At 63.2% G+C, this 16,225-nt stretch carries 15 protein-coding genes; 13 read left to right on the forward strand and 2 right to left on the reverse strand.

Annotation, left to right across the window (positions count from 1 at the left end; all coding sequences use genetic code 11):
• Positions 1 to 78: 78 nt before the first annotated feature.
• From FOY53_RS02375 to FOY53_RS02400, 6 genes are read left to right on the forward strand one after another with little or no spacing between them, the layout of a single operon-like run.
• Complete coding sequence (locus FOY53_RS02375; RefSeq protein ID WP_146585285.1) at positions 79 to 1,026, forward strand: carbohydrate ABC transporter permease; 948 nt, start codon at positions 79 to 81, stop codon at positions 1,024 to 1,026.
• A complete protein-coding gene (locus FOY53_RS02380; protein ID WP_146585286.1) occupies positions 1,023 to 1,961 on the forward strand; it encodes a carbohydrate ABC transporter permease in 939 nt (312 codons plus the stop codon). The genes FOY53_RS02375 and FOY53_RS02380 overlap by 4 nt, the downstream gene beginning before the upstream one ends.
• Positions 1,958 to 2,146 carry a hypothetical protein gene (locus FOY53_RS02385; RefSeq protein WP_146585289.1) on the forward strand — a complete coding sequence of 63 codons (189 nt, stop codon included), beginning with the start codon at positions 1,958 to 1,960 and terminating at the stop codon, positions 2,144 to 2,146. Before FOY53_RS02380 ends, FOY53_RS02385 begins: the two co-directional genes overlap by 4 nt.
• A 3-nt stretch (positions 2,147 to 2,149) precedes the next feature.
• A complete protein-coding gene (locus FOY53_RS02390; protein ID WP_146585291.1) occupies positions 2,150 to 3,247 on the forward strand; it encodes an ABC transporter ATP-binding protein in 1,098 nt (365 codons plus the stop codon).
• Entirely contained in the window at positions 3,240 to 4,250 is a 1,011-nt protein-coding gene (locus tag FOY53_RS02395; protein WP_146585293.1) for an ABC transporter ATP-binding protein, read from the forward strand. The genes FOY53_RS02390 and FOY53_RS02395 overlap by 8 nt, the downstream gene beginning before the upstream one ends.
• A complete protein-coding gene (locus tag FOY53_RS02400; protein WP_146585296.1) occupies positions 4,247 to 5,875 on the forward strand; it encodes a dihydroxyacetone kinase subunit DhaK in 1,629 nt (542 codons plus the stop codon). The genes FOY53_RS02395 and FOY53_RS02400 overlap by 4 nt, the downstream gene beginning before the upstream one ends.
• A 20-nt stretch (positions 5,876 to 5,895) precedes the next feature.
• Here FOY53_RS02400 and FOY53_RS02405 read toward each other — a convergent pair whose 3' ends face one another.
• On the reverse strand, positions 5,896 to 6,360 hold the full coding sequence (locus FOY53_RS02405) for an Lrp/AsnC family transcriptional regulator (RefSeq protein ID WP_146585298.1): 465 nt from the start codon (positions 6,358 to 6,360) through the stop codon (positions 5,896 to 5,898).
• A 132-nt stretch (positions 6,361 to 6,492) separates the two neighbouring features.
• Between FOY53_RS02405 and mdeB the strand changes: the two genes are divergently transcribed.
• A complete protein-coding gene (gene mdeB, locus FOY53_RS02410) occupies positions 6,493 to 9,168 on the forward strand; it encodes an alpha-ketoglutarate dehydrogenase (protein ID WP_246107248.1) in 2,676 nt (891 codons plus the stop codon).
• 69 nt (positions 9,169 to 9,237) lie between these two features.
• Here the strand turns inward: mdeB and FOY53_RS02415 are convergent, their stop codons facing one another.
• Positions 9,238 to 9,612 (reverse strand): winged helix-turn-helix transcriptional regulator, encoded by a 375-nt coding sequence (locus FOY53_RS02415; protein WP_146585302.1) that lies wholly within the window; start codon positions 9,610 to 9,612, stop codon positions 9,238 to 9,240.
• Positions 9,613 to 9,713: 101 nt separating this feature from the next.
• On the opposite strand from FOY53_RS02415, the gene FOY53_RS02420 reads away from it, so the two are divergent.
• The 6 genes from FOY53_RS02420 (at position 9,714) to FOY53_RS02445 (ending at position 16,210) form a co-directional block, all read left to right on the forward strand.
• Complete coding sequence (locus FOY53_RS02420; protein ID WP_146585304.1) at positions 9,714 to 10,727, forward strand: zinc-binding alcohol dehydrogenase family protein; 1,014 nt, start codon at positions 9,714 to 9,716, stop codon at positions 10,725 to 10,727.
• 84 nt (positions 10,728 to 10,811) lie between these two features.
• On the forward strand, positions 10,812 to 12,059 hold the full coding sequence (locus FOY53_RS02425; RefSeq protein WP_146585306.1) for an Hsp70 family protein: 1,248 nt from the start codon (positions 10,812 to 10,814) through the stop codon (positions 12,057 to 12,059).
• A gap of 193 nt (positions 12,060 to 12,252) precedes the next feature.
• Positions 12,253 to 12,555, forward strand: coding sequence for an SH3 domain-containing protein (locus FOY53_RS02430; RefSeq protein ID WP_146585308.1), 303 nt, complete (start codon positions 12,253 to 12,255; stop codon positions 12,553 to 12,555).
• An 855-nt stretch (positions 12,556 to 13,410) separates the two neighbouring features.
• On the forward strand, positions 13,411 to 14,397 hold the full coding sequence (locus tag FOY53_RS02435) for a TRAP transporter substrate-binding protein (protein WP_146585311.1): 987 nt from the start codon (positions 13,411 to 13,413) through the stop codon (positions 14,395 to 14,397).
• An 83-nt stretch (positions 14,398 to 14,480) separates the two neighbouring features.
• Complete coding sequence (locus FOY53_RS02440; RefSeq protein WP_186766485.1) at positions 14,481 to 14,933, forward strand: TRAP transporter small permease; 453 nt, start codon at positions 14,481 to 14,483, stop codon at positions 14,931 to 14,933.
• Entirely contained in the window at positions 14,930 to 16,210 is a 1,281-nt protein-coding gene (locus FOY53_RS02445; RefSeq protein WP_146585315.1) for a TRAP transporter large permease, read from the forward strand. Before FOY53_RS02440 ends, FOY53_RS02445 begins: the two co-directional genes overlap by 4 nt.
• Positions 16,211 to 16,225 lie beyond the last annotated feature (15 nt).

The following is a 16,225-nucleotide window of genomic DNA, read 5'->3' on the forward strand; positions in this document are numbered from 1 at the left end:
GGTCCGTTTCCCAGAATTTCACGAGTCGGAGTCCGCGCGCCAGATGGCGGCAGCGAGCTTCCGAAAAGGACCCCTTCGATGACACATGCGCCGATCGAGAAGATGGCCAAGGCGACACCGGAACCGATGGCCAGACGGATTCGTGGCCTCTCGGACCGCACCATTGCCTGGATTTTTGTTGCCCCGTCGATATTTCTGCTGCTCGCGGTCAACATCTTTCCGCTGATCTGGACGATCCGTCTCAGCTTTACCGATTTTCGCGTCAACCGCCCGAACCGCGATGTCGAGTGGGTTGGACTGCGCAATTATGAACGCATCCTCACCGACAGCGGCACCTGGGAGACGATGCAGGCGACGGCGCATTTCCTGCTCTGGAGCATCGCGTTGCAGGTCGTCATCGGCTTTGCTCTGGCCTGGCTGATCAACCAGAAGTTCAAGGGCAACGATCTGTGGACGACGGTGATCGTGCTGCCGATGATGTTGTCGCCGGCCGTGGTCGGCAACTTCTGGACCTTTCTGTATCAGCCTCAGATCGGATTGTTCAATTACGTCATCGCCTTCTTCAGCGGAGCCGATCCGGCGTCATTCTCGATGATCGGTGATGTCAACCTCGCGCCCTGGGCGATCGTGATCGCCGATACCTGGATGTGGACGCCTTTCGTGATGCTGATCTGCCTCGCCGGGCTGCGGTCGATCCCTGACAGCATCTACGAGGCGGCTGAGTGTGACCGTGCCAGCAAGTGGCGTCAGTTCTGGACCATCACCATTCCGATGGCGCTGCCGTTCCTGATGCTGGCGGTGCTGTTCCGGGGCATCGAGAATTTCAAGATGTTCGATCTCGTGGTGCAGCTGACCGGCGGCGGGCCGGGCAACACCACCACCCTGACGTCGATCGACCTGAAACGCGAAGCCTTCGAGAGATGGCGCACCGGCTATGCCTCGGCCTATGCGGTGATCCTGTTCGTCACGGTCTTCGGTCTCGCCTCGATCTACGTCAAGGCCCTGAACAAGGTGAAAGAAAGATGAGCTTTTCCGTCACGGAACCCGCCCCCCGCACCAAATGGATCGCCGGAATTGCGGTCATCGGATACGCGGTCATCACCATTCTTCCGCTGCTCTGGATCATCGCAACAGGGTTCAAGACCCCCGCGGACGCCATCGCCTATCCGCCCAAGGTGGTGTTCGAGCCGACAATGGAAGGCTATGTCAACCTGTTCACCGCCCGCACCCGCGTGACCGAGGAAACCTTCCAGGCCCTGCCGCCGCCCGCCACGTGGTACGAAGAGATCGTGCGCGATCAGGGCATGGTGATCGCCGGGCCGTCGCGCTACGGCGAGCGGTTCCTGAACTCGGTGATCATCGGTTTCGGTTCGACCGTGCTGTGCATGGTGCTGGGCACGGCGGCTGCCTATGCCTTCAGCCGGTTCCGGGTGCCGCTGAAGGACGATCTGCTGTTCTTCATCCTGTCGACCCGGATGATGCCCCCCATCGCCGTGGCGATCCCGATCTTTCTGATGTTTCGCCAGATCGGTCTCAATGACACCCATCTGGGGATGATCCTGCTATACACGGCGGTGAACCTGTCGCTGTCGGTCTGGCTGCTCAAGGGGTTCATCGACGAAATCCCGGTCGAATACGAAGAGGCGGCGCTGATCGACGGCTACACCCGGTTTCAGGCCTTCTACAAGGTTGTGCTGCCACAGGCGGCGACCGGCATCGCCTCGACCGCGATCTTCTGCCTGATCTTTGCCTGGAACGAATACGCCTTTGCGGTGCTGTTGACCTCGGGCACGGCGCAGACCGCGCCGCCGTTCATTCCAACCATCATCGGCGTCGGCGGCAAGGACTGGCCGGCCGTCGCCGCCGGAGCGACGATCTTCCTCGTCCCGGTCATGGTGTTCACCATCCTGCTGCGCAAACATCTGCTGCGCGGGATCACATTCGGAGCGGTGCGCAAATGACGACCTTCCTCAAAGACCTCTTGCGGCTGCGGCGCGCGCCCTGGGAAATGCTGGCCTCCGTGCTGATCGCGCTGGGTGTTGTCATGCTGATGCAGCCTTTTGCACTGGTGCTGTTCACCTATTCCTTTGTCGTCACGCTGGTTGGCACGGTGATGTTCATCATCGTCAGCCATTTCCCGGAGTAGACCATGGCACAGATCAGAATTGAAAACGTGCGCAAGGATTTCGGGGCGTTCAACGCGGTGAAATCCTCGACCTTCACCATTGAGGATGGCGAATTCTTCATGCTGCTCGGCCCCTCGGGATGCGGAAAGACGACAACGCTGCGGATGATGGCGGGGCTGGAACTGCCCACCAGCGGCGAAATCTACATCGACGGCGAAGAGGTGGGCATGAAGCGCGCCAGCCAGCGCGACATCGCCTTTGTGTTCCAGATGTTCGCACTTTATCCGCACATGAACGTCGGCCAGAACATCTCGTATCCGCTGCGCAGCCAGGGCATGCCCCGTGCGCAGGTGAAACGGAAAGTTGCCGAAGTGGCCAGGATCCTCGGGATCGAGGACATTCTGAGCCGCCCTGTCGGTGGGCTGTCGGGGGGCGACCGGCAACGCGTGGCGCTGGGCCGCGCCATTGTACGGGATCCCAAGGCCTTCTTCATGGACGAACCGCTTGGCGCACTGGATGCCGAATTCCGTGAACACATGTCGCAGGAATTGCGCGCACTGCACGACCGGATGGGGGCAACCACCGTCTATGTGACCCATGACCAGCTTGAGGCCATGCAGATGGGGGACAAGATCGTGGTGATGAACCATGGCGTGGTGGAACAGTTCGGCGTGCCGCAACAGATTTATGACTGGCCCGCGACCAAATTCGTGGCGGAGTTCATCGGCTCGCCGCCGATGAATTTCCTCGACTTCCGCGGCACCGTCGGCAACGGCGCGACCGAGGTGCACGTCGGTGATTGCACCATAGCGCTGCCGCGCCAAAGGACAGGGGCCAGTGGCGAGCTGACGCTGGGGGTGCGGCCGGAACATGTGCGCCTGAGCGATGCCGCCCCCTATCGCGGCAGGATCGTGGCGACCGAATACCTCGGTACCACGCAGATCATCACGCTGGATTGTGAACACGGCCGCATCAAGGCGCGTGTCCCCTCGCACGAGGTGATCCGGGTGGGGGACCGCACCGGCCTTGATTTCGACGCCCGCACCCTGACGCTGTTTGCTGCGGGAACCGGCCGCGCATTGGTGTCGGATGCCAACCACGAGGTGCTGTCACATGGCTGAGGTCATCCTGAGGAATGTTTCCAAGCGCTTTGGCGCTGATGTCGCCCTGTCTGACGTCTCGATGGTGGTGCCGCATGGTTCTTTCGTCGTGCTGCTCGGGCCGACCGGCGCGGGCAAGACGACGACGTTGCGCATGGTGTCGGGGCTGGACGTGCCCGACGCGGGCAGTATTTCCATTGGCGGGCGCGACATGGCCGGACTGACCCCGGCACAACGCGACGTGGCGATGGTGTTCCAGCAATACTCGCTGTATCCGCATCTGACGGTGCGCGAGAACCTGGAATTTCCGCTGAAATCGCCGGCCCTGCGCACCCCTGCCGATGTCATCACCCGCAAGGTCGCCGAAGTGGCCGAAGTTCTGCAGATCTCCCACAAGCTGGACAACAAGGCGACGGCGCTGTCGGGCGGCGAGATGCAGCGCGTGTCCATCGGGCGGGCGCTTGTGCGCAATCCGTCCGTGTACCTCATGGACGAACCGCTCAGTTCTCTGGATGCCAAGCTGCGCTCGGATCTGCGGATCGAGTTGAAAAGCATTCAGGCCAATTCCGGCGCGACTCTGCTGTATGTCACCCACGATCAGGTCGAGGCGATGACCATGGCCACCCATGTCGGCGTGCTGGACCAGGGCCGTCTGGTGCAGTTCGGCACCCCGCGCGAAATCTACGAGGAACCGGTCAGCCTGTATGCCGCCAGTCGCCTGGGCCAGCCGCGCATCAACGTCCTGCCCGCAGATATCTTTGCCGGTGCTCCCCGGGGGGCGGCCTTTATCGGACTGCGCCCCGAACATATCCTGCAGGGCTCCGGAGAGGACAGCTTTGTCAACCGGGTCGAACACCTCGGGGACCAGACCCGCCTGCATCTGTCGTTCCGCAATCATGACCTGATCACCGTGACCGACGCCCACACGCCGCTGGCCACCGGCGATATCGTCAAAATCCAACCGAAGACACCTCTGTACTTCGACGCCGACGGCGCAAGGCTGGGGGGAGGGAGCACCACATGACCCATTTCATGAACAAGAAAGACGACATGGTGACCGACGCCATCGACGGCACAATAGCCGCCTCGGGCGGCGCGTTGTCCCGGCTGGACGGTTATCCTCACATCCGGGTGGTGGTGCGCTCCGACTGGGACAAGTCAAAGGTGGCGCTGGTCTCGGGCGGCGGTTCTGGCCATGAACCGGCGCATGCGGGCTTTGTCGGACAGGGCATGCTGACCGCCGCCGTTTGCGGCGATATCTTTGCCTCGCCCTCGGTGGATGCGGTTCTGGCGGGAATACTTGCCGTGACCGGTCCCGCGGGCTGCCTGCTGATCGTCAAGAACTATACCGGCGACCGTCTGAACTTTGGTCTCGCAGCCGAGCGTGCCCGCGCCTTTGGGCACAGGGTCAGCATGGTTGTGGTCGACGACGATATCGCCCTGCCCGCGTTGCCGCAGGCGCGGGGTGTGGCGGGCACGCTGTTTGTGCACAAGATCGCGGGGGCGCTGGCAGAGCAGGGCGCCAGCCTCGAGGATGTCACTGCGGCCGCCGATCAGGTGATCGGCAAGATCCACAGCATCGGCATGTCGCTGGACACCTGCACGGTTCCGGGTTCGCCCAAGGAGAAACGCATTCCGCCGGGCATGGCGGAACTGGGGCTGGGCATCCACGGCGAAGCCGGGGTCGAGCAAATCCCCTATGAAAGTGCGCGCCAGGCGATGATGGCGATGGCGAACAAACTGCAGAACGTGATGGGCGGCGCACCCTGCGTCGCGCTGCTGAACAATCTCGGTGGGGTGTCTGTGCTGGAAATGTCGGTGCTGGTGGCAGAGCTGCGCCGGTCCGCAATTGGAGGGCAGATCAGCCACCTTGTCGGGCCGGGGGCGCTGATGACGTCGCTGGACATGCGCGGATTCTCGATTTCCGTACTGCAGGCGGACCCGCAGGAACTTGCGCTTCTCTCCGCGCCCAGCGGCGTCAGGGCCTGGCCGGGAGTGGTCGAACTCGTTGCCGACACGGTGGTTGTGCTGCCCGACGGACTGTCACCGATCAAGGCGACACCCTCGGCGCACGAACCGACCAAGGCGTTTCTGACCCGCTGTTGCAACGTGCTGATCGATGCCGAAGGCGATCTGAACGCGCTGGATGCCAAGTCCGGCGACGGTGACACCGGTTCTACCCTGGCCGGGGCCGCGCGGGCGTTGATCGAGGCCCTGGATCACATGCCGCTGGCGGATCCGACCCAGCTTTACCGCGCGATCGAGCAGGAATTGAGCCAGACGATGGGGGGCTCGTCCGGCGTTCTGCTGGCGATCTTCTTTGCCGCCGCCGGGGATGCGTCGTCCTCCGGGCTGCCGATGCGCGACGCCCTGGTTGCCGGGTTGCAGCGGATGCAGGAAATCGGCGGTGCCAACCTCGGGGACCGGACCATGGTGGATGCACTGCGGCCGGCGCTGGACGGGATGCAGGTTGACATGGCCACAGCGGCAAAGGCGGCCCGCGACGGGGCGGACAGAACGGCGGCGATGACCCATGCCCGGGCCGGGCGCGCGTCGTACATCAACGCCGATCAATTGGAAGGTCATGTCGACCCCGGTGCCGAAGCGGTCGCGCGTCTGTTCGAGCATCTGGCAAAAGAACTGGCCTGACCCCAACGCGGCGGCACGGATCAGGTGATGCGTGTCGCCTGATCCTTGACCCGGCGGATCGGGATCGAGGATTCGATCGAGGCCACTCCCGGAATCTTGGTCAGCCGTCCGGTCAGGAAATGTTCGAACTCGTTCAGGTTGCGCACGGCGACGCGCATGAGATAGTCAAAGCTGCCGGTCATCAGCCAGCAATCCACCACTTCGGCATATCGCGTCACTTCCTGTTCAAAGCTGACCAGCCGGTTGTCGCGCTGCTGATCCAGCCGCACCGACACGAACACGCTGAACTGAAAGCCCAGCTTCTGCTCGTTGATGCGTGCGGTGTAGCCCGTGATGATGCCGGCCTCTTCAAGTTTCCGGATGCGGCGGGCGCAGGGGGACGGGGACAGGCCGATGCGCTCGCTCAACTCCTGGTGCGACAGGCGTGCGTCCCGTTGCAGTTCCTTCAGGATTCGGAGGTCGAGGCTGTCAAGCATTCCACTCATCGGCGCCGGATTTCATCTTGGTTTGACACTTACGCGCTGATTTACAGCAATCAGCGTACAAAGTGTAGCCATATCCGACCCCCATCGGCGCGGGCATGCCCGTAACCTTCCTGCACACGTCAGGAGGCCATGATGACCAGACCGTTTCAATTGCCCGCCCGCCAGAACGACCCCGATCCGGTCGAGACGGCCGAATGGCTGGACGCCCTTCAGTCGCTGTCCGCGGTTGCGGGGCGGGACCGGGCGAAATTCATCCTTGAACAGGTGTGGGAGCAGGCGCGGCAACTGGGTGTGACCACATCCGGTTTGCCCTACTCGGCCTATCGCAACACCATCCCGCTGGTACAGCAGCCACCGTATCCCGGCGATCCCGCGCTGGAAGAGCGGATCACCTCGATCATCCGCTGGAATGCTCTGGCGATGGTGGTGCGGGCCAACCGTGCCTATGGCGAACTGGGCGGGCACATTGCATCCTATGCCTCGGCAGCCGAGATTTTCGAGGTCGGTTTCAACCACTTCTTCCGCGCGGCAGGCAACGGCTTTGCCGGCGATCTCGTGTACTTTCAGCCGCATTCTGCCCCCGGTGTCTATGCCCGCGCCTTTCTCGAAGGGCGACTGGGCGAAGAGGACATTGCCAATTACCGTCAGGAGGTGCCGGGCAAGGGCCTGTGTTCCTATCCGCACCCCTGGCTGATGGACACGTTCTGGCAGCTGCCCACCGGGTCGATGGGGATCGGACCGATGTCGGCCATCTATCAGGCGCGGTTCATGCGTTACCTTCAGGCGCGCGCGCTGGCCGACACCCAGGATCGCCATGTCTGGGGCGTATTCGGCGACGGAGAGATGGACGAACCCGAAAGCATCGGCGCGCTGACCCTCGCAGCGCGCGAAGGACTGGATAACCTGACGTTCATCGTCAACTGCAATCTCCAGAGGCTGGACGGACCTGTACGCGGCAATGGCCAGATCATCCAGGAGCTTGAGGCGCTGTTCACCGGGGCCGGCTGGAACGTGATCAAGGTGCTGTGGGGATCGGAATGGGATGACCTCTTTGCGCGCGACACGGACAATGTGCTGCTGCGCCGCTTTGCCGAAACCGTGGACGGAGAGTATCAGACCCTGGGCTCCAAGGACGGCGACTACAACCGGCACAGGTTCTTTGATGCCGACCCCGCCACGGCCGCGCTGGTCGCGGGCATGAGCGATGCGCAGATCCATGCGTTGAAACGCGGCGGGCATGATCTTTACAAACTGCACGCGGCCTTTGCCGCGGCAAAGGCGCACAAGGGTCAGCCGACGGTGATCCTGACCAAGACCAAGAAGGGGTACGGCATGGGCGGGGCCGGGGAATCCCGGATGATCGCGCATCAGGCCAAAAAGCTGGACGTTGCCGCCCTGCTGGCGTTCCGTGACCGGTTCGAGCTGCCGCTGAGCGACGCTGCGGTCGAGGCGCTGGAATTCTATCGCCCGGACGAGAGCAGCGCCGAAATGCGCTATCTCAAGGCACGGCGCGCGGCGCTGGGCGGCTACCTGCCTGCGCGCGCGGCGTCCGCCCGGACCAGCGCGCCCGCCCGCCCGGCACCCGATGTCTACGCCGGATTCGCGCTTTGCGCCGACGGCAAGGTGATGTCCACCACCATGGCCGCGGTCCGGATGATGAGCGGGCTGATCCGCGACAAGGCGTTCGGACCCCGTGTGGTGCCGATCGTCGCCGACGAGGCGCGCACCTTTGGCATGGACAACCTGTTCCGGCAGGTCGGGATCTATGCGCCCAGGGGCCAGTTGTACGAACCGGAAGATGCCGGGTCGATGCTGTATTATCGCGAGGCGCAGGATGGTCAGCTGCTGGAAGAGGGCATCACCGAAGCCGGGGCCATGTCGTCCTGGACCGCCGCCGCAACCGCCTATTCGGCGCATGATGTCGAGTTGCTGCCAATCTACATCTATTACTCGATGTTCGGCTTTCAGCGGGTGGGCGATCTGATCTGGGCCGCGGCGGATCAGCGGGCACGGGGCTTCCTGCTCGGGGCGACCGCGGGCCGCACGACACTTTCCGGCGAGGGATTGCAGCATCAGGACGGATCGAGCCACCTGATCGCCGCGACGGTGCCGAACTGCCGCGCCTATGATCCCTGCTTTGCCTATGAGCTGGCGGTGATCATGGAATACGGCATGATGCGGATGCTCGACGAAAAGCGCGATGAATTCTTTTACCTCACGGTGATGAACGAGAATTACGCCCAGCCGTCGCTTCCCCAGGGCGTCGAGGACGGAATTCTGCGCGGGCTTTACCAACTGAGCCGACCCGGGGGAGACGCCGCTGCGCAGGTCCGGCTGATCGGTGCCGGAACCATCCTGCGCGAAGTGCAGGCCGCCGCCGAGATCCTTGCACAGGGCTACGGCATTGCAGCAGAGGTCCTGTCGGCCACGTCCTTCAGCGAACTGGCGCGAGAGGCTGCGCTGACTGACCGGCAGAACCGACTGACGGGGCAGTCAGAGACCAGCCATGTTGAAACCCTGCTGGCAGGCCCTGCGCCGGTGATCGCGGCAAGCGATTACGTGCGCGCCGTGCCTGCGCAGATTGCGCCGTATGTGCGGGCCCGGATGACGATTCTGGGCACGGACGGTTTCGGCCGATCGGCCAGCCGCGTCGCGCTGCGCCGGTTTTTCGAGGTTGACCGCCAGCACATCGCCTTGGCAGCGATCGACGCCCTGGTCCGCGAGGGCACAGTCGGGCGCGAAGTGCTGGCACAGGCCGTCGTGGATCTGGGCATCGACCCGGCCGACTCCGCGCCCTGGCAGGTGTGAGCGACTTCCGGCCAGACCAAATTCCGTGCCCGTATGGGCAGGGCTGTCCGGTTCGCGCGCCCTTGGGTGTCAGTCAGGGACTCGCGGATCGACGACGCGCGGTTTTCCGTACCGGCTGAGGTTGGCGTCGCCCCAGGTCTTGAGCGCCAGCAGGATCGGCTCCATGCTGCGGCCAAGGGGCGACAGCGTGTATTCCACCTTGGGGGGCACCTGCGCATAGACCTTGCGGCTGATCAGCCCGTCCACTTCGAGTTCGCGCAACTGTTTGGTCATCATTCTGGGCGAGCAGCCGGTCACGGCCCGGCGGATCTCGTTGAAGCGCAGGGTTCCGGGCAGCAGATGAAACAGGATGATCGACTTCCATTTGCCGTCAATCAACCCGATGGCCGCCTCGACCGCGCAGCCGGGGGCACAGTCGAACCGCGAATGCCGGGGTTTGTTCATTACAGTACCCTTTTTGATACTATAGGCACTTTTTGTGCGTATTGCGCTATGGCGTGTATAGGCGCAATTAATGCCCACATCAATCACACGGAGCAAGTGCCATGAAAGCCATCGGATACAGAAACAGCGGGACCATCGACCGCGCGGATGCGCTCGAGGATATCGAACTGCCGCGCCCACAGCCCACCGGGCACGACATTCTGGTCGAGGTCGCGGCCGTTTCGGTGAATCCGGTCGACACCAAGGTACGCCGCAGCGCCGACCCCGAAGCGGGCGCCTACAAGGTGCTGGGCTGGGATGCGGTCGGGACCGTGGTGGAAACCGGCGACGCGGTGACCTTGTTCAAAACCGGCGATCAGGTGTTTTATGCCGGATCCATCACCCGCCCCGGCGCCAACAGTGCCTTTCATCTGGTGGACGAACGGATTGTCGGCAAAAAACCGGCTACGCTGTCGGATGCCGAAGCCGCTGCGCTGCCACTGACCGCGATCACCGCCTGGGAAATGCTGTTTGACCGCCTCGACATCCGCCGGGCCGTGCCGGGCGCGGCAAATGCCATCGTGATTGTCGGTGGTGCCGGCGGTGTCGGGTCGATCACGATCCAGCTCGTACGGGCACTGACCGATCTCACGGTGATCGCCACAGCCTCGCGTCCGGAAACGCAGGACTGGGTGCGGGAACTGGGCGCGCACCACGTGATCGACCACAGCCAGCCGCTGGCGGCGCAGATCGCGGCGCTGGATATCGGCGCGCCGGCCTTTGTTTTCGCGACCACGCAAACGGACCGTCACATTGCCGAGATTGTCGAACTGATCGCGCCGCAGGGACGTTTCGGCCTGATCGACGACCCAAAATCCCTTGATATCATGGGGTTCAAGCGCAAGGCGGTGTCGATCCACTGGGAAATGATGTTCACCCGCGCGATGTTCGGGACCCCCGACATTGCCGAGCAGGGCAAGTTGTTGAACGCGGTGGCGGATCTGGTCGACAGCGGCAAGATCCGCACCACCCTGACCGAAACCCTGCGCCCGATCAACGCCGAGACCCTGAAAAAGGCGCATGCCCTTATCGAAACCGGGACCGCCCGCGGCAAGATCGTGCTCGAGGGATTCTGAGACAGCGCGGGCGCACCGGCACGTCTTGCCGAAGCTGCACCTCTTGGATAGGTACCGGCCCTTTCCGGTCAGAGGATGACGTCGATGTGCGCCCGCGTTCTTGCTGTAGATTTTGGAACTTCGAACTCGGCCGCCGCCGTGCTTGACGGCGGTGTGCCGCGGCGCATCCGGATCGAAGGTGACGAGGATATCCTGCCGACGGCCGTGTTCTTTCCCGCGGATCGCGGCACGATGCGCATTGGCGCAGCCGCGGGCAAAGCCCTGATCGCCGGAGAGGAAGGGCGCTACATGCGCGCGCTGAAAAGCATTCTGGGCACATCGCTGCTGCACGAAGAGCGGCAGATCGAAGGCCGGCGACGCACCCTTTCCGAAATCGTCACGGCGTTTCTGATCCGCATCCGGGAGCGCGCCGAAGCCGAGACCGGCGAAACACTGACGCGCGTTCTCTCGGGACGCCCGGTGCATTTTCATTCGTCCGATCCCGGGCGCGATGCCCGGGCCGAGGCGGATTTGCGGGCCTGTTACCATGCGGCCGGGTTCGACGAGGTCCGCTTTCTCGCCGAACCCGAAGCCGCCGCCCGCACCGGGCATGGAATCGGAGGCAGCGGAGAGACCGGCCTGATTGTCGACATCGGCGGCGGCACGTCCGATTTTTCGGTGTTCCGGATGACAGGCGGGCGGGTCGAGATCCTTGCCAGCCACGGTATCCGGCTGGGGGGCACGGATTTTGATCATGCCGTCTCGATGACCCATGTCATGCCGTTGCTGGGACAGGGTGGCCAGCTGCGCCGCACTTTCGGCACCGGTCTGTTGCCGGTGCCGAATGCGATCTACCGCGAACTCGCGACATGGGCAAAGATACCGTTTCTGTACTCCCGCGATACGGAGCGCAGCATCGAGGACCTGCGGCGCCACACGCTGGAGCCTGACAAGATCGCCCGGCTTGACGCCGTGATCCGCAACAGGCTGGGCCACGAACTCGCCTTTGCGGTCGAGCGGGGCAAGATCGCGGCAAACGCTTCGGTCCCGCAGTCCAGGATCGACATGGCGTTTGTCGAGGCCGGACTGTCGGCACCGATCACGCCGGGTACGCTGAATGCCGCACTGGTGGAATTCGGGGATCGCCTGAATGGCGCACTGTACGAGACGCTGCTCAAGGCAGGCACCGCGCCGCAGCAGATTGGCACCGTGATCCTCGTCGGCGGTTCCAGCCTGATGTCGATGATCACACGCCATGTTCAGGACGTGTGTCCGGGGGCGAAGCTTCAGCGCTCGGACGCCTTTACCGCAGTGATCGACGGTCTTGCCCTTGCGACCGGAGAGGCTGCATAACCGGGCGCATCCGCCCGACCCACCACGGCCGTGACCGAACGCACAGCAGACCGGTCACTTGGCAAATTCCTGCCAACAGGCCGCGCCCCGCAACGGGAAATTCTGCATCGCCGCACTTTGCGCGCATGTGCCTGTTCCTTTGCCGCCTCAGGCGGATTACAAAGGCGTTCGAGGCAGCATGCAGGAGAACGAAATGCGCAGAACCGTCATTGCCGCGCTGGTGTCAGGTGTGATGGGAGCCATCCTGGGCGCTGACCCCGCGATGGCTGCCTCTCTCGGGCGTTTCGAAGTGTTCGGCGTCGAGGGAGAGGACATGCTGAAAATGCGCGGGGGGCCCGGAACGGGCTACAGCGTGATCGTAGGTCTTCCGAATGGAACGGTCTTGCGCGTGCACAGTTGCCAGTCAACCGGCAGCACGCGCTGGTGCAACGTCTCCCTCGAGCGGGCGCGCGGTCTGAAGGGATACGTTTCCTGGGCATATCTGCGAAAGATCTGAGCATCTGAACCTGGGTGTCGCCGGTCGCGTGATCAGTCCGTCCACCGATTAAACGGAACCGCGGCTTGCTCGTCGCTTCGGCCCGGCCATCGGATCGGGGTTCGGATCGGGGCTACTGGCTCTGATGCCCAGGGTCTGCGGATGTATTCGCCGCCTGAGAGGCGGCGCACCGTCTTGGGCCGGAATCCTGGGAAACGGTCTGAATGGAGGCTGGCGAACCGAAAGCTCTTTGGTGGAGCCGATGCAGACCTGTGGGCTGTCGCGCAAGCAGGTTGCTGATCATCCGGGGGGCGGGCTGTCGGCGCGGTCCACGGTTGGACCGGGCGTGAGCGAAATCAGAAACGGTAATCTGGCCGCGAGTCCGCTTGCAAGCCGGGCACAGACGGGGCCCGCGGCCAACGGTCAATGGCCCAGCCAATCGCCGGGTTCTGTAAGAGATCGATTATCCGGTTCGACAGCTGTGCGGTGGCAGTCGTGCCGGTGCCAACGCCGAGACTGACCGGCGCAGGCCGCAGCCCATGAATGTAAAGTGGTTTGCTGGCCGAAGCGAGCATCAGCGAATTGAGGCGGGCAGCGGATAGCGCCGTGTGGATGCACAGAGGCTTTGCGCGCTCCCGGCGCGGAATGAATGAGGTCGAACACGCAGTTGCCGGACGATGAAATGTCAGGTCATCAGGTGATGTGTATTCGTAATATTTCTTATAAATTAGTGCGTTACGTTAATTATAATTTTTAATATAAAATTTTCTTGATTTCTGCTCTCGCATGATCAACCCTGTTCGCGTTGGGACAGAGCACGGAGGCGGCCGCAGTGAAACTGGTCGGTGCTTTGTTTGTTGTAATGGGAGAAACCTGATGAAACCGACTTTTGCGTGGGCCGCTGTTGCCGCGCTGACACTCGCCACTTCCGCACCGGCTTTGGCCGAAACGCTGCGGATCGCCGGAAACTTCCCGGTCGACCACTCCAGTTCCCTTGCCATGGAACGCTTTGCCGATGCCGTATCGGAAAAGACCGGTGGCGATCTGACCATCGAAACCTTTCCGGCAATGCAGCTTGGCGGCGCCAAGGAAAACGTTGACCAGGTCCGCTCGGGCGTTGTCTTCGGCACCTGGATCGGCTCGGCCTATCTGTCGCGCACCGTGCCCGAGCTCGAGGCTGTCTCGCTGCCCTTTGCCTATCCCGACCGCGAAACCGCGTTTCGGGTCATCGACGGCAAGGCCGGTGAGGTGCTGGCCGAAAAGCTCGCCGAGCGTGGCTTTGTCGCGTTGGGCTGGATGGAGCTTGGCTCGCGCAACGTGACCAACAACACGCGCGCCATTGAAAGCGTCGATGACTTCCAGGGGCTCAAGATCCGCCTGCAACCCAACGAGACACATCTCGCCACATTCCGGGCGATCGGCGCGAACCCGGTTTCCATGGGGATTTCAGAAGTCTATTCGGCTCTGCAACAGGGTGTTCTGGACGGCCAGGAAAACCCCTTTTCGATCATCGCCTCCCGCAACTTCGACGAGGTGCAGGCGCATCTTTCCGATAGCGGGCACTTCTTTGACTACATCGTGCTGGCGGCAAACAAACGCAAGTTCGACGGACTTTCGGACGACCACAAGGCCGCGCTGCGCGCCGCGGCGGACGAGGCGATCACCTGGCAGCGGGAGACCGCGGCAACCGAGGACCAGGCATCCAGACAGGCACTGATCGACACCGGCATGACCTTTACCCCGCTCAGCGATGAGACACGCGCGGCACTGCGCGAGCGCAGCCAGCCGGTGATCGGCGAGTTGAAAGAGCGGATTGGCGGAGAGCTGATCGATCTCGTGCTCAAGGAAGCGGCTGCCGAATGACCGCGCAATTCTCTCATGGCCGGCCTCCCACTGGGGGGCCGGCTTTTCTCAGGGCGCGGGGCGCGCTGATGCGGGTGGACGCCGTGACCAGATACGCGGTGATCGGCGCGATGGGCGTGATGGCACTGCTGGTGGTGACGCAAGTGGTGTTCCGCTACGCCTTTGCCAGCGCCATCGACTGGTCCGAAGAGGTTGCGCGGCTGGCCTTTGTCTGGGCCATGTTCATGGCCATTCCGCACGGCATTCGCCGTGGTGTGCACGTCGGCATCGACGTGTTGTTCGTGAAGTTTCCCGAGATCTGGCAGGACCGGCTGTTCCGGGCATCTTCGGTGCTGGCGGCGGGGCTCATGGCGGTGATCTTCTGGTTCGCCTGGGAAGTGACGGCCTACACCTGGCCCGAGATGATGCCGACGCTGAACATGACGGCGGCGATCTATTACATTGCCGTGTTGCTGGCTGCCCTACACAGCGTGGCGCATCTGCTGCTGCTGGCCTGGGGCGGGCGCGACACCTGGAATGACGAGGCTTTCGCATGACCCTGATTGTCGTGATCGTTTTCTTTTTCTTCGCCCTTCTCGGCATGCCGCTGGCCTTTGCGCTGGGTCTGGCAACGCTGGGCGGGCTGCTGGCCGGCGGGATCGAGCTGAGCGTGATGCCGCAGCGCATGATGCATGCGGTGGACAGCTTTCCGCTGATGGCCATCCCGCTCTTCATGCTGGCGGGCGAGCTCATGGTGCGCGCCGGAATCATGACGCGGATGATCCATTTCGCAAACGCGCTTGTCGGGCGCGTGCACGGCGGGCTGGCGCATGTGGCGATTGTCGCCGGCATGATGCTGGCAGCAGTTTCGGGCGCGGCGGTGGCCTCGGCCTCGGCGCTGGGGTCGACCCTGGTTCCGGCGATGCGCAAGACCTATGACGACGGCTATTCCAGCGCCGTGGTCGCCTCGGCCGCCAATCTCGGCGCGATCATTCCGCCATCGAACGCGATGATCGTCTATGCGCTCATGGCCGGCTCGACCGTTTCCGTGGGTGGGCTCTTCATGGCCGGCGTGGTGCCGGGCATCCTGCTGACGCTGGGTTTCATGGCGGTGGCCTCCTGGCTCTCGGTGCGCCGCGGTTTCAAGTTGACGGGTGACCGTTTCTCGATCCGCAATGCAATCAGCGAGTGCCGACGGGCGCTGCCGGTGCTGGCGATGCCCGTGGTAGTGGTCGGCGGAATCGTCGGAGGCGTGTTCACCCCCACCGAGGGCGCTGGCATTGCCGTCGCCTACGCGGTGATCGTCGGTTTCTTCGTGACCCGCGAACTGAAACTTTCGGACTTGGCGCCTGCGCTGTTCAAGGCAGCCATCGGCGCCGCCATGGTCGGCGCGCTGATCGCCTTTGCCTCCGGGGTCACCTTTCTCTTCACCATAGACATGGTGCCGGCGATGATGGCGGATTTCCTGAAAGGCGTCAGCGACAACCCGATGGTCTTTCTGGTGCTGGTGATGAGCCTGCTGATCGTGGTCGGCATGTTCATCGAATCCAACGCGGCCTACATCATGCTGGTCCCGCTCTTTGCTCCCGTGGCCGGGACCTTCGGCATCGACCCGTTGCTCTTCGGCTTCCTCTTCGTCTTCAACCTGGTCATCGGCATGATGACCCCGCCGGTGGGCGTGGTGCTCTTCGTGATGTCCGGCATCACGAGGGTCTCGATGACCGACCTGATCCGCAACGTCTGGCCTTATGTGGCGGTGCAATACGCCGTGCTCATCCTGTGCCTGATATTCCCCGATATCGTGACGTGGTTGCCCCACGTGCTCGGATATTGATCGCGCGAAAGCAGA

The sequence above is a fragment of the Puniceibacterium confluentis genome, from assembly GCF_007923445.1.
GTDB lineage: Bacteria > Pseudomonadota > Alphaproteobacteria > Rhodobacterales > Rhodobacteraceae > Puniceibacterium > Puniceibacterium confluentis.